13 protein-coding genes are annotated in these 13,899 nt (G+C 33.4%); 9 read left to right on the plus strand and 4 right to left on the minus strand.

Annotated features, from left to right (window positions below):
- The first annotated feature begins 246 nt into the window (after positions 1–246).
- The 9 genes from SD960_RS17895 (at position 247) to SD960_RS17935 (ending at position 9,069) form a co-directional block, all read left to right on the plus strand.
- Entirely contained in the window at positions 247–2,469 is a 2,223-nt protein-coding gene (locus SD960_RS17895) for a RelA/SpoT family protein (protein ID WP_318805120.1), read from the plus strand.
- 19 nt (positions 2,470–2,488) lie between these two features.
- Positions 2,489–3,031 (plus strand): hypothetical protein, encoded by a 543-nt coding sequence (locus SD960_RS17900; protein WP_318805121.1) that lies wholly within the window; start codon positions 2,489–2,491, stop codon positions 3,029–3,031.
- A 184-nt stretch (positions 3,032–3,215) separates the two neighbouring features.
- Entirely contained in the window at positions 3,216–3,674 is a 459-nt protein-coding gene (locus SD960_RS17905; RefSeq protein ID WP_029268726.1) for a Fur family transcriptional regulator, read from the plus strand.
- Positions 3,675–3,770: 96 nt separating this feature from the next.
- The gene (locus SD960_RS17910; protein ID WP_318805122.1) at positions 3,771–5,042 is read left to right on the plus strand and encodes an adenylosuccinate synthase; all 1,272 of its coding nucleotides are present in this window, start codon (positions 3,771–3,773) and stop codon (positions 5,040–5,042) included.
- 54 nt (positions 5,043–5,096) lie between these two features.
- The gene (locus tag SD960_RS17915; RefSeq protein ID WP_318805123.1) at positions 5,097–5,678 is read left to right on the plus strand and encodes an NUDIX domain-containing protein; all 582 of its coding nucleotides are present in this window, start codon (positions 5,097–5,099) and stop codon (positions 5,676–5,678) included.
- A gap of 58 nt (positions 5,679–5,736) precedes the next feature.
- The gene (locus SD960_RS17920; protein ID WP_318805124.1) at positions 5,737–6,684 is read left to right on the plus strand and encodes an alpha/beta hydrolase; all 948 of its coding nucleotides are present in this window, start codon (positions 5,737–5,739) and stop codon (positions 6,682–6,684) included.
- 28 nt (positions 6,685–6,712) lie between these two features.
- The gene (locus SD960_RS17925; protein WP_318805125.1) at positions 6,713–7,291 is read left to right on the plus strand and encodes a hypothetical protein; all 579 of its coding nucleotides are present in this window, start codon (positions 6,713–6,715) and stop codon (positions 7,289–7,291) included.
- An 80-nt stretch (positions 7,292–7,371) separates the two neighbouring features.
- Positions 7,372–8,262: a L,D-transpeptidase gene (locus tag SD960_RS17930; RefSeq protein ID WP_318805126.1), complete on the plus strand. Its 891-nt coding sequence runs from the start codon at positions 7,372–7,374 to the stop codon at positions 8,260–8,262.
- A gap of 303 nt (positions 8,263–8,565) precedes the next feature.
- A complete protein-coding gene (locus SD960_RS17935) occupies positions 8,566–9,069 on the plus strand; it encodes a hypothetical protein (RefSeq protein WP_318805127.1) in 504 nt (167 codons plus the stop codon).
- A 61-nt stretch (positions 9,070–9,130) separates the two neighbouring features.
- Here SD960_RS17935 and guaB read toward each other — a convergent pair whose 3' ends face one another.
- From guaB to SD960_RS17955, 4 genes are all read right to left on the minus strand, one after another.
- On the minus strand, positions 9,131–10,603 hold the full coding sequence (gene guaB / locus SD960_RS17940; protein ID WP_042566403.1) for an IMP dehydrogenase: 1,473 nt from the start codon (positions 10,601–10,603) through the stop codon (positions 9,131–9,133).
- A gap of 217 nt (positions 10,604–10,820) precedes the next feature.
- Entirely contained in the window at positions 10,821–12,215 is a 1,395-nt protein-coding gene (locus tag SD960_RS17945; RefSeq protein WP_318805128.1) for a DUF5723 family protein, read from the minus strand.
- On the minus strand, positions 12,212–12,769 hold the full coding sequence (locus SD960_RS17950) for a hypothetical protein (RefSeq protein WP_318805129.1): 558 nt from the start codon (positions 12,767–12,769) through the stop codon (positions 12,212–12,214). Before SD960_RS17950 ends, SD960_RS17945 begins: the two co-directional genes overlap by 4 nt.
- A gap of 83 nt (positions 12,770–12,852) precedes the next feature.
- Positions 12,853–13,719 carry a hydroxymethylglutaryl-CoA lyase gene (locus SD960_RS17955; RefSeq protein ID WP_318805130.1) on the minus strand — a complete coding sequence of 289 codons (867 nt, stop codon included), beginning with the start codon at positions 13,717–13,719 and terminating at the stop codon, positions 12,853–12,855.
- Positions 13,720–13,899 lie beyond the last annotated feature (180 nt).

Below are 13,899 nucleotides of genomic sequence, written 5' to 3' on the forward strand. Positions count from 1 at the left end.
AGATTTTAGATTTTAGATTTTAGATTTTAGATTTTAGATTTTAGATTTTAGATTTTAGATTTTAGATTTTAGATTTTAGATTTTATGAAATTAAATTCTTCGAATTTAATTTCATATGTCAGAATGAGTTGAATTGAAGTCCTTTAACGTGCTAAAAATCTAATATCTAATATCATAAATCTACAATTCAATTCCCTTGTGTATGTTGGAACTTATTCTTATTTTTAGTACTTGAACTATGCCGTTATGATAGAAATAGATATTGAAAAAGAAAACAAAGCAATTGCGCAGGAATACAAGGAATTACTTCGGATTAGCTACCAAACTTTAAGCCCAACTGACAAAAAACTTATTCGAAAAGCTTTTGATGTAGCAGTTGATGCGCATAAAGAGCAGCGTCGTAAATCTGGAGAAGCGTATATCTTTCATCCTATTGCAGTTGCAAAAATTGTTGCCTCAGAAATTGGTCTGGGAGCGACCTCTATTGCTGCGGCTTTACTGCACGATGTTGTTGAAGATACGCCTATGACGGTTGAAGATATCGAACGATTATTCAACCCAAAAGTGGCACAATTGGTGGAAGGTCTGACAAAAATTTCGATGGTTCAAAAGGATTTGAATGCGTCGATGCAGGCCGAAAATTTCAGAAAAATGATTCTGACTTTGAACGACGATGTGCGCGTTATCTTAATCAAATTGGCCGACCGTTTGCACAATATGCAAACCATGGATTCGATGGCGGAATACAAACAAACCAAAATCGCTTCTGAAACTTTATATATTTACGCCCCTCTCGCCCATCGTTTGGGACTTTACAATATTAAAACCAAACTAGAAGATCTTGGCTTAAAATACACTGAACCTGCTGTTTATGAGGACATCGTAAGCAAAATCAGAGAGACAAAAGAAGAACAGGATGCTTATATCAAGGATATTTCGGATGTTTTGAAAAAATCTTTGGATAAGGAAGATATCGATTATATCATAAAAGGCCGTCCGAAATCTATTTATTCTATTCGTAGAAAAATGCGCGCTCAAAATGTAAGTTTTGATGAAGTGTATGACAAATTTGCCCTTAGAATTGTCTATAAAGCAGATCCGCATGACGAAAAATTTGTGGCCTGGAAAATTTATTCGATCGTAACAGATCACTACAGACCGAGTCCGAGTCGTTTACGCGACTGGATTTCATCTCCAAAATCAACCGGTTACGAAGCTTTGCACATTACCGTTATGGGACCAAAAGGCCGCTGGGTAGAAGTTCAGGTCCGAAGCGAGCGTATGGATGAAATTGCAGAGAAAGGTTACGCTGCTCATTACAAATACAAAAACGGCGCAACGGAAGAAAGCGGTTTGGATGTCTGGCTGAATTTACTTCGTGAAGCGCTGGAAAATCAGGAAACAAATGCAGTTGATTTTGTGGAAGATTTTAAAATGAATTTATATTCAAAAGAAATCTTCGTTTTTACCCCAAAAGGAGAAATCAAATCGCTGCCAAAAGGGGCAACTTCGCTGGATTTTGCTTTTAGCATTCACTCTGAAATTGGGATTAAAACCAGAGGAACGCGTGTAAACGGACGCTTGGTTCCCTTAAATCATGAACTTAAAAGTGGTGATCAGGTTGAAGTAATTACGTCTGCCAACCAAAAGCCAACCGTAAACTGGTTGGAATATGTGACAACTTCCAGAGCAAAAAATAAGATTAAAAACGTTCTTAACGAAAATACTAAAAAAATTGCCGAAGAAGGAAAAGAGTTGCTTACGCGAAAACTTAAACATCTAAAAATAACAATTAGTGAGCAGGTTATCAATGAATTGGTGAACTTTTTCAAGCTAAAAACAAGTTTAGATTTATTTTACAGAGTTGGAATTGGCGCTATCGAAAACCAGCAATTAAAAGATTATGCTGCGCAAAAAGGTAATACGATTATCAATTTCTTTAAAAATAAAATTAAACGAAATAAAGATACAACCGCTGCCGAAGACATTCACAAACCGGTTATTAGCAGTAATTATGACATGCTGGTTTTTGGAACGGAGCATGATAAACTTGATTACAAACTTTCGCAATGCTGTAACCCGATTCCGGGTGACGATGTTTTTGGTTTTGTAACCATTAATGAAGGAATCAAAGTGCATAAAAAAGATTGTCCGAACGCCATTGGAATGCAGTCTAATTATGCATACCGCATTATGAGTGCCAAATGGATTGACTCTTCTCAGGAAGAATTTAAAGCCATTATCAACATTACCGGAATGGATGTTTTAGGACTTACAAATCAGCTTACAAAAGTGATTTCGAACAATATGAGCGTAAATATTCAAAGTATTTCGCTGAGTACCGATGCAGGAATTTTTCACGGTCAGATTGCGGTTATTGTGAAAAATAATACCATTTTGAAAAAAATGATCAACGCAATTAAAAAAGTTGATGGTGTTGATAAAGTCACTCGCGAATACAGAACTTAACTATAACTTTTAAATACTTATGAAAACAGATTCCTTAGAAATTCCTGAAATATATTTTGATGAAAATGGCGAACTTATAATTGTCGCTTCTGAATCTTCTTCAAAAGATGATTTTGATTTTTTTCAGGGAAAATCTGTTATTCGAAACAAAAAATTAAAAAAGAGATTTGCGAATTCAAACGAATGGATTGAATTTCCGTCGACTCAGGAAATGTATAAGATTTTAAACGGAATTGGAAACATTGATAATTTCCTCGCCACTTTTGACGGAGAACCTTTTGAAGGAATGACAGTTCGATTATTTAATCCAAAAACAAAATTATGGAGTATTTATTGGGCAGATTCGACTTCGGGAACTTTAGACAAACCGGTTGTGGGTTCTTTCGAAAATAAGGTAGGACATTTTTTTTCGAAAGATGTATTTGAAGGAAAAAATGTAATCCAGGTATTTCGATGGGATGCACGAGATGAAAACAATCCCGTTTGGAGTCAGGCAATGTCTGATGACAAAGGAAAAACCTGGGAATGGAACTGGTATATGTATATGTCTAAAACCAACTAAAAATTTGTTAGTTTTATCATAAATAAAAATAATTATGTTAATTAAGTTCCTGTGAACTTTCTAAAATTTATCGTTGTAAAACCTTGTATTTAATGTGATATTCATAATCGAATATAGATTTGAACGTTAAACTTTAAACCCGAAACTTTTATTCATTAAAAATAAAAAATTATCTTTGCCGGATATGACACTCATTTCAACTGACAACACTAGAAATCAAGAAATTGTAAAAAACGTTTTTACAATGTATCTTGAACAAAAAGGGCATCGCAAAACTCCTGAGCGCTATGCTATACTTCAGGAAATTTACGATAGCGAAGAGCATTTTGATATAGAAAACCTTTATATCAAAATGAAAAACAAAAACTATCGTGTGAGTAGAGCTACTTTATACAACACGATCGAGTTATTGTTAGACTGCGCATTGGTTAGAAAACATCAATTTGGGCAAAATCAGGCTTACTACGAAAAATCATATTTTGATAAACAGCACGATCATATTATTATGACTGATTCTGGCGAAGTAATTGAATTTTGTGATCCAAGAATTCAAACCATCAAAAAAACAATCGAAGAAATATTTGATATCGAAATCACGAATCATTCACTTTATTTCTACGGAAACAAAAAACAAAAACAATAATCCACAGAAAGGAATTATTTTTAAAATAAAAAAAAGAAAATTAACTACATTAATCAGTAGGGCGACTTAGATTGCCTCAACGCAAATTAAAACAGAATGACCGTAGATTTATTACTAGGATTACAATGGGGAGATGAAGGTAAAGGGAAAATTGTTGACGTTCTTACCTCAAATTATGATATTATTGCACGTTTTCAAGGAGGACCAAACGCAGGACATACATTAGAATTTGATGGAATTAAGCACGTTTTAAGAACCATTCCTTCTGGAATTTTTCATAAAAATTCAGTAAATATCATCGGAAACGGGGTTGTAATTGATCCGGTAGTTTTTCAAAAAGAAATTGAAGGTTTAGAGAAATTCAACCTTGACATCAAAAGCAAACTGATCATTTCAAGAAAAGCACATTTAATTTTACCAACGCACCGTTTATTAGATGCAGCATCTGAGGCATCAAAAGGAAAAGCAAAAATTGGTTCTACATTAAAAGGAATTGGCCCAACTTATATGGACAAAACCGGTAGAAATGGTTTGCGTGTTGGAGATATCGAATTAGAAGATTTTAAGGAACGTTACAGAGCATTAGCTGACAAACATGAAGCAATGATTGCTTTTTACGATGTAGCGATTCAATATAACTTAGCTGAACTTGAAAAAGAGTTTTTTGAAGCTATTGAAGAATTAAAAAAATTAGATTTTATTGACAGTGAAGAATATATGTACCAGGCTCAAAAAGCAGGTAAATCTATTTTATGCGAAGGAGCTCAGGGGTCTTTATTAGATGTTGACTTTGGAACTTATCCTTTTGTAACTTCATCAAATACTACTGCTGCCGGAGCTTGTACTGGTTTAGGAATTGCTCCTAACAAAATCAAAGAAGTTTACGGAATTTTTAAAGCGTATGTCACACGTGTTGGTAGCGGGCCTTTCCCAACGGAACTTTTTGACGAGGTTGGCGCAACAATGGCAAGAGTTGGTAACGAATTTGGATCTGTAACAGGAAGACAAAGACGTTGCGGATGGTTAGACTTAGTGGCTTTAAAATATGCTGTTCAGGTAAATGGAGTTACGCAATTGATGATGATGAAAGGTGATGTACTTTCTGGTTTGGAAACTTTAAAAGTTTGTACTGAATACAACTATAAAGGACAAAACATTTCTCACTTTCCTTACAACATCGAGCCTGAAAATGTTACGCCGATTTATAAAGAGTTTAAAGGATGGCAAGCTGATTTAACAGGATTGACTACTTATGATCAATTACCAATCGAGCTAAAAGAATATATCGAGTTCATTGAAGAAGAAGTTGGTGTACCAATTAAGATTGTATCTGTTGGACCAGACAGAAAGCAAACAATAACAAAATAATACATCTAAACGCTCTGATAACCAGAGCGTTTTTTTATACAAAACATTTCACACATGAAAAATCCAGAAATTAAAATTACTGAAACTAAGTTATTATCAGACAATTGGTATGTATTAAACAAAGTAACTTTTGATTACCAAAAGAAAGATGGCAATGTAGAATCGCATATTCGTGAAGTTTATGATCGAGGAAATGGCGCCGCTATTTTATTATACAATACCGAGAAAAAAACCGTAATTCTAACGAGACAATTTCGTTTGCCAACTTACTTAAACGGAAATAAAACCGGAATGATGATTGAAGTTTGCGCGGGACTTTTGGATCAGCATAATGCTGAGGAAGCAGTCATTCGTGAAACGGAAGAAGAAACGGGTTATCGTTTAACCAAAGTTGAAAAAGTCATAGAAACCTATATGTCTCCAGGATCTGTAACAGAAATTTTATACTTATTTGTTGGTGAATATGATGAAACCATGAAAGTAAACGATGGCGGCGGATTAGATGCTGAACAGGAAAATATCGAAGTGCTGGAATATACGTTTGATGAAGCTTATGCGATGTTTGAATCTGGTGAAATTACGGATGCTAAGACTATTATGTTATTACAACATGCTAAGATTAAAGGGTTGATTTAAGCTTTTTTGATTTAGAATATGTTATTTTTAAACAACCAAAATTCAGACAAAATTCTAAATGAAATTACATAAATACGGGATAAAAATTCTTAAAATACTATTTGTTATTTTTATAATAATGAATAGTATTGCTTTTTTTCATGCTTATAAATTTACTCATTTCCCAGAAAGTATATCTGAAAAAACTAAAAGCCCTGAAAAACTAACTTCATTTGAAAAGGTAAAAACTTTGCTTTTTGGGGTTACTAATCCTAAACCAAAAAACATAAAATTTCCTTCTCAAAAATATCAAACTTTAAAATTACAAAGCAATAAAGAAATTGAGAGCTGGTTAATTAAAACTGAAAATTCAAAAGGAACTGTTATATTATTTCATGGGTACGGCGCTGAAAAATCTTTAATGATTGAAAAATCAAATGAGTTTATAAAATTAGGCTTTAGTACAATGCTGGTAGATTTTATGGGAAGCGGAAACTCAGAAGGAAATCAGACTACAATTGGTTATATGGAAGCCGAAGAAGTAAAAACATCCTTTGATTATTTAAAACAAACCGGAGAAAAAAACATATATTTATTTGGTACTTCGATGGGAGCTGTAGCGATTATGAAATGTATTAAGGATTACAAAATAAAGCCAAAAGGAATTATAATCGAATGTCCATTTGGTTCGATGTATGAAACAGTTTGTGCCAGATTCAAAAAAATGAATGCACCAACTTTTCCAATGGCTGGAATTTTATTGTTTTGGGGCGGAATACAAAATGGATTTTGGGGATTTAGCCATAACCCAAAAGAATATGCAAAAACTATAAGTTGCCCAACTCTATTGTTTTACGGGGAAAAAGATAAAAGTGTTAGTCGAAAAGAAATTGATGAAATTTATACCAATTTAAGAGGTCCAAAAACTCTAAACATTTATAAAAACACCGGGCATGAAAATTACCTAATAAAAAATAAAATTGAATGGAATAAAAACATTTCTGAGTTTATATCTAATCAAAAATAGAAAATAGAATTCTTAAAAATAAACATCAATGCCCGAAGCTTCAAAAACCAAAAATATCTGGCAGGAATTTGCACAAGAAACTGGCGGAACTTTTAAAGAAGGTTATTCCTGGATTTCTGATTCAACAGAAATTGAACACAAAAACTGGAAAATCCTTTTTGATAATTTTACTGCGTGGTCAGGCAAATACAGCACCGAAACAACCAGGGTTATTGTGCCGATTATTTTAACAGATGGTTTTAGATTTGAAATATATCGTGAAGGATTTATTAGAAAAATTGAAAAATTATTTGGCGCGCAAGATATAAAAATTGATCATCCTGAATTTGATAAAGCTTTTATCATCAAAAGTAATAATGAGTTTAAAATAAAGACTTTATTGCGAAACAAAGAGATTAAAAAACTCATTGAATCTCAAAAAGAAATGAATTTGCAAATATCTGACCAAAAAGGGATTTGGGGCGAGAAATTACCTAAAGGTGAATATGAATTATCCTATTTTACAGATAGTCAAATTCAAAGCATGGAAACTCTAAAATCATTGTTAGAACTGTTAAAATTGATTTTAGACGAATTACATCAAATGAATGCAATTTCTAAATGTTAATAAAATAAACAATTCCAAAAATTCTGTAATTCGTCTAAGCTGTAAAAAAAATAACTTTACTCTACTAAAAAATCCCAATTATGAGAAAGTTATATTACACATCAAATATTCTCCTTTTATTGATTTTAACCTTGTTAATTTCTTGTAAGGAAAGTAAAACTACGAGAACAACAGGTAACGAAGAAGAAAAGCCGAAAAAAACTGTTGAATATAAAAAACCAGCATCCTCCGTTAGTTTTCATTTTGAAAAAACAAAAGAATGGCTTGAGGCAAATAAAAGTGATTCGACTAAATTAGATATTTTATATGCCATAAACAGAACTGATAAAGCCAATTTAGCTAAAAAGGATTCTGTTGTTATTCCATCAGATTTTAGTGGAGATTTGCCTTATTATCTTCCGTTTCCTATTCATGTTTCAAGTTTAGAAGAGGTTGAAAAAGTGTTGATTTTTTCTTATCCAACGCAAACATTTGCAGCTTACGAAAATGGAGAATTAGTTTATACCGGTCCAACAAATATGGGAAGAAAAAAAGATCCAACACCAACCGGATTGTTTTTTACCAATTGGAAAGCGGAACAAACAACAAGTACTTTTAATGACGAATGGGACTTAAAATGGAATTTTAATATCGAGAATAAACTCGGAGTTGGTTTTCACCAGTATGAATTACCTGGATATCCTGCCTCGCATTCTTGTTTGCGATTGCTGGAAAAAGATGCAAAATACCTATATAAGTGGGCAGATGAATGGATTTTGAAAGATAAAGAAAATGTAAAAGTAAAAGGAACTCCCGTTATTGTTTTTGGAAGCTATAATTTTGATGGTCCAAAACCTTGGTATGAGTTAGTTAACGATCCGAAAGCATTGGATATTTCTGAATCTGATGTTGAAAAAGAAACACAGCCTTTTATTCAAAAAATATTAGATAATCAAAAAGTAAGAGCTGGTCAGGAAGCTGTTTCGCCTTAAAAATAATATATTTCTACGCAGAAAAAGCTAACGTAATTTTTAAAATTGTGTTAGCTTTTTTGTTTTGAAGCAAGAAGCTGATTGGGAAATTTTTTCTCATTTTATGTCATTTCGACGCAGGAGAAATCTCCCCAAGTAACTCCGCATAGAAAGTCGCCAATCTTTGTAGAGCTACTTGCGGAGATTTCTCCTTCGTCGAAATGACAAACAAGGTGCAAATATTAATCTCGTAAAATTATTTTGCTTCAAGTAATTTTTATTTGCTACTTTCGTTCTATTATTAGCCAAAAAATAAAATATAAAATGTCAAAAAATCTACTTTTCCTATTTTTACTATCCAGCCTTATTTCAACAGGACAAACTAAAAAAAATTCAAAACTAGAAACTTATACAAGTCGTAAAGAGATTTATCAAATTAAATACAATCCTGATCACTGGATTAAAAATACCGATTCTATAGACTGGGATGCACAATTTCATGACAAGTATAATTTAGTAAACGCATACTTTATTGAATATGATTATTTTATTACTGATAAAAATCTTAAAAGTACTATTCAGGATGAATACAAAGAATTTGGAAAGATCAAAAACCTGAAAATTTATAAAAAGAAAATCAACGATATTACCGTTAATTACTTTGAGTGTGAGTTAGATTACAATGATATTTTGTACAAATATCAAGGTTTTATTTACAACGGAAAAGGCGGTTCTATACAAATGCAGTACGGCGCTCAGGCCGAAGCGATTGAACCAAATCAAGGCATAATTGATGAATTGAATAATGGGATTTTGATTATTCAATAAAAATCAAAAAAGGCATAAGAATTAAATCTTATGCCTTTTGTTTTATAGTGAAAGCTGAAAATTATCTTGAATAATTTGGAGCTTCTTTTGTAATCGTAACGTTGTGTGGGTGACTTTCAGTAATTCCGCTTGACGTGATTCTGACAAAACGACCGGATTCCTGTAAAGTTGGAATATCTTTTGAACCACAGTATCCCATTCCGGCACGAAGACCTCCGATAAATTGAAGCATACTTTCGTTTAATTCTCCTTTGTAAGGAACGCGGCCAACAATTCCTTCCGGAACTAATTTTTTAACATCGTCTTCAACATCCTGAAAATAACGATCTTTAGAACCCGTTTGCATTGCTTCAACAGACCCCATTCCGCGGTAAGATTTGAATTTTCTTCCTTCAAAAATAATAGTTTCTCCCGGAGATTCTTTTGTTCCTGCTAATAATGAACCTAACATTACACAATCAGCACCTGCAGCAATTGCTTTCGGAATATCTCCTGTATAACGAATTCCACCATCTGCAATAACCGGAACGCCTGTTCCTTTTATAGCTGCAGCCACTTCTAAAACTGCTGAAAACTGAGGAAAACCAACACCTGCTACGATACGTGTTGTACAAATAGAACCAGGCCCTATTCCTACTTTTACACCATCGGCTCCATTTTCTACTAAATATTTAGCAGCTTCCGGAGTAGCAATGTTTCCTACAATTACATCAATGTTTGGGAATTTTGCTTTTATTTGTTTCAATGTGTTTACAACACCTTCTGTATGTCCGTGTGCTGTATCAATAATAATTGCGTCTACGCCTGCAGCAACTAACGCTTCAGCTCTTTGAACTGCATCGCCGGTAACACCAATTGCGGCAGCAACTCTCAAACGACCAAAAGTATCTTTATTAGCAATTGGTTTTTGAGTTAATTTTGTAATATCTCTAAAAGTAATTAGTCCAACTAATTCATTTTGAGCATTTACAACTGGTAATTTTTCTATTTTATGTCCTTGTAAAACTACTTCGGCTTGTTCTAATGAAGTTCCTTCTGCAACAGTAACTAAGTTTTTACTGGTCATTACTTCTATAATTGGTCTCGCTCCGTTTTTTTCAAAACGTAAATCACGATTCGTAACGATTCCTTTTAAGATTCTATTTTCGTCAACAATTGGAATTCCGCCAATTCCGAATTCTTTCATGGCGTTTTTTGCATCTGCAATTGTTGAAGTCATTGGTAATGTTACCGGATCGATAATCATTCCTGCCTCAGCACGTTTTACTTTTCTAACCTTCGCTGCTTGTTGCTCGATGGTCATATTTTTATGCAAAACGCCAATTCCGCCTTCTTGCGCCATAGCAATTGCCATTGCACTTTCGGTAACGGTATCCATAGCAGCTGATACTATAGGAACGTTTAATGTTATATTACGGGAAAATTTTGATTTGATACTCACTTCGCGAGGAAGCACATTCGAGTAGTTAGGTACTAATAATACATCGTCGTAAGTTAAACCTTCGCCGATAATCTTGGAGTTGTGTGCTATCATGGTGCAATTTGTAGTTGAATTGCGTGCAAATATAGTGAATAAATTGGAAACTTGAATACTAAGTTTTTCTTAATTTTATTACTATAAGAAAGGTACTACATTCGTAATCTTCAAAATCCAATTAAAAAATTCCAAATTCCAGTTTTGTTGCTCCATTTAAAAATATGCTGCAATAAAGATTTGGAATTTGGAATTTAGTTATTGGAATTTTATAAAATTACTCTGAATCTGGAAAAATAAAATTTAAACCAAATTGAAACGCTATACTATTGGCTTTGGTAACGTCCTTATATTCAAAAACATTATCGACCAGAGCATAAATATTGAATTTTCCAATTGTTCCGGAAAGCCCTAATCCTAAATTTGTATTCGAAAAAGTATCAAAAGTATAAGTAGCTTTAAAATCTAATTTTTCGAAAATACTGCGTTTATAAAAAGCAGTAAAAGCTGTAAAAGGTTTTTTTGGCATACTCATTATATACAACTGACCACCAATAGAATTTGCATATCCTCGCTTACTTTTAGCTCTGCAATCACATTCTTCACCATATCTTGATTCTCCAAATGAATACTGAAGAGAAGAATAGAATTTTGTTGGTCTCCAAGTGGTGTATTTGTCATAAAGTGTCTCTCTCGGAATAGCTTTTTCAAAGTCTCCTAAAACATTTCTTGGTCCATCTATATCATCAAAGTTAGGATTTACACCGTTGTATGTGTAACTTCCTTTATAGGTTCGCGTTTCGATATCCTTAGACTGTCTTACAAAACCCAAATCTATAACACTTGCTGTAAATTGAAGATCATCCTTAAAATAATAAGTAACTCCGGCATCTACTCCTAAACCTAAACTTCCGTTAAAAAAACTGTTATGTATAATGTCTTCGGTCTCGCTTCCTCTGTATTCATCTTCTCTAAAAGTAGCAATACCTGAAGTTTTAATTTCTACATTTGAAGAAATTACCTGGCTGTAAATATTTCGGGTACCTTCTATTTCGTCTGTATAAACAAAACCCGAATTATTTGTTGATGTTGCATTGGCACCACTCGAATAAAGTTTGACGCGGCCACCCAGTACTAATTTTTCACTTACTTTTTTATGAAAACCAACATGCAGCACCGATAACGCTTCTGCCCTAACATTTAGATCAGCAAGATTAAATGATTTGCCCATATGATCCCGATTTCCATCTAATGCTAATATTCCTAAATCTTTGGGCACATACATCAAAAAATCAAATTCCTGATAAACTCCAAAGGATACATACGACTGACTATCTTCTCCTCCAACTCTAAAACCTCCTGAAAAAACTTCGACTTGCTCACTAACATGGGTTTTATCATTGGCTGATGATTTGTTTATAATATTTCGGACTTTTTCGGTAAAATCAACTCCGTCATTAGCAAATAAATCATACGCAGTGAAGCTATTCGACCCTAAATTAGCTGAAACTCCGGATAATAACGGAATTCCAAAATAATATTTGTACGAAACATCAGCACCCGGATTGACTAGTGAAGCTTGTGGAATTGAAGTAAAATTGTATAATAACGCTTTGTTTTGCGCAAAACCAAACTGGAAAACAACCAGTATTATCAGATATACTTTTCTCATTCGATTTCCATATATGCGGTTGCACTCGATCGTAATTTCAAATTACCTACACTATTTTCATTTAAGGCTGGGCCTGCAGCTATTTTAACAGTAAAACCAATTTCAACTGTTTTTTTCAAAAGCTCTAGTCTTGCCTGTTCGAAAACTTCTGTGGGAAATTTTATAACATTCGGGCTTCCTGTGTATGCCGGAACTTCAAAAGTTATGGTTTCAATGATTGCGTCATTTTTATCATAAAGCACAAAATCAATACTAAAGGCTCTGTTTATAGTGTTTTCTATTTCGAAATCAAGTTCTGCCTTAACCAAATTATCTTTGAAATGATTTTCTTTAAAGATTTTAAAAGGCTGGACATCGACTGCAATTTCATGGGCATTTCCATCGTCTATGAATTTATTTGCAGGCACATCAAAAAAAGCCAGGTTAGCTACAAAAACAGGTTCGAGTTTGATATTATTGATTTGATCAATATCCAGATCGCTTGCGCATGAAGAGAATAAAAATGCCAAGCCTAAGAATGTATGAATTCTTCTGATTGAGTGTGGTATTTCCATAAAAAGTAGATTAAATAATAAGAAACAACGTTAATTTGATGTAACTTATTATAAATTGAGTAATAAATATACTACTTTTTATTCTAATAAAATTGTCCAAACAGTTTTGAAGCCTCATTATAAGCACTTTCAAAACTTAAAGAATTTAGTCCTGTTGTTTTTTTATTTGAAGTAAAATAGGAAATTAACTTTTCGGTAGGCATATTTCCGGTTAATTTATCTGTAGCCATCGGGCAGCCTCCAAAGCCCTGAATAGCACCGTCAAAACGAGTACATCCCGCTTTTGAAGCTGCTTCTATTTTTTCGAACCAGCTATTTGGAGTGGTATGCAAATGCGCGCCAAATTCAATTTGAGGATATTTCGGAATTAAATTCGAAAAAAGATAGGTGATAACTTCCGGCGTTGAACTTCCAACGGTATCAGAAAGTGACAGGATTTTCACACCCATTGTCGATAGTTTCTCTGTCCACTCTCCCACGATTTCAACATTCCACGGATCTCCGTACGGATTTCCGAAACCCATTGAAAGGTACGTTACCACTTCTTTATTTTTTTTATCAGCAATTTCCAGAATTTCTTCCAATGTAACCAAAGATTCTGCGATGGTTTTATGGGTATTTCGCATTTGGAAATTCTCGGATATAGAAAAAGGAAAACCTAAATATTGAATAGGTTCATGCTCTGATGCCATTGCAGCGCCTTGGGTATTGGCGATAATCGCCAACAGTTTACTTGTTGTTTGTGATAAGTCAAGCTGTGCCAAAACTTCGGCTGTATCCTGCATTTGCGGAATCGCTTTTGGGGAAACAAAACTTCCAAAATCAATGGTATCAAAACCCACTCTAAGCAAAGCTTGTATGTATGAAACCTTATTCTTGGTAGGAATAAAAGTTTTGATACCCTGCATGGCATCGCGTGGACATTCGATAATTTTGATTTCTTTATTCAAAGTTTATTCTTTTGTGAAGGCTAAGTTAGTTTCTTTTTTAAAGAAATAAAAGTCGTATGTTTTTTTTAACCATATAAGTGATATAAGTTCATAATATACTGGTCGTCTTTTTGTCATAAAAGTGATATCACTTAATATTCATTAAAATTGTAATATTCAATAACATTACCTATAAATGCA

Origin of the sequence: Flavobacterium sp. MMLR14_040, assembly GCF_033657265.1 — a bacterium.
Taxonomy (GTDB): Bacteria; Bacteroidota; Bacteroidia; order Flavobacteriales; family Flavobacteriaceae; genus Flavobacterium.

Excerpts from the sequence above, each read along its gene's own strand:
- SD960_RS17925 (WP_318805125.1), top strand. The coding sequence starts at position 6,713 with ATGCCCGAAGCTTCAAAAACCAAAAATATCTGGCAGGAATTTGCACAA.
- SD960_RS17935 (WP_318805127.1), top strand. The coding sequence starts at position 8,566 with ATGTCAAAAAATCTACTTTTCCTATTTTTACTATCCAGCCTTATTTCA.
- guaB (WP_042566403.1), bottom strand. The coding sequence starts at position 10,603 with ATGATAGCACACAACTCCAAGATTATCGGCGAAGGTTTAACTTACGAC.
- SD960_RS17900 (WP_318805121.1), top strand. The coding sequence starts at position 2,489 with ATGAAAACAGATTCCTTAGAAATTCCTGAAATATATTTTGATGAAAAT.
- SD960_RS17950 (WP_318805129.1), bottom strand. The coding sequence starts at position 12,769 with ATGGAAATACCACACTCAATCAGAAGAATTCATACATTCTTAGGCTTG.
- SD960_RS17920 (WP_318805124.1), top strand. The coding sequence starts at position 5,737 with ATGAAATTACATAAATACGGGATAAAAATTCTTAAAATACTATTTGTT.
- SD960_RS17910 (WP_318805122.1), top strand. The coding sequence starts at position 3,771 with ATGACCGTAGATTTATTACTAGGATTACAATGGGGAGATGAAGGTAAA.
- SD960_RS17895 (WP_318805120.1), top strand. The coding sequence starts at position 247 with ATGATAGAAATAGATATTGAAAAAGAAAACAAAGCAATTGCGCAGGAA.
- SD960_RS17905 (WP_029268726.1), top strand. The coding sequence starts at position 3,216 with ATGACACTCATTTCAACTGACAACACTAGAAATCAAGAAATTGTAAAA.
- SD960_RS17915 (WP_318805123.1), top strand. The coding sequence starts at position 5,097 with ATGAAAAATCCAGAAATTAAAATTACTGAAACTAAGTTATTATCAGAC.
- SD960_RS17930 (WP_318805126.1), top strand. The coding sequence starts at position 7,372 with ATGAGAAAGTTATATTACACATCAAATATTCTCCTTTTATTGATTTTA.
- SD960_RS17945 (WP_318805128.1), bottom strand. The coding sequence starts at position 12,215 with ATGAGAAAAGTATATCTGATAATACTGGTTGTTTTCCAGTTTGGTTTT.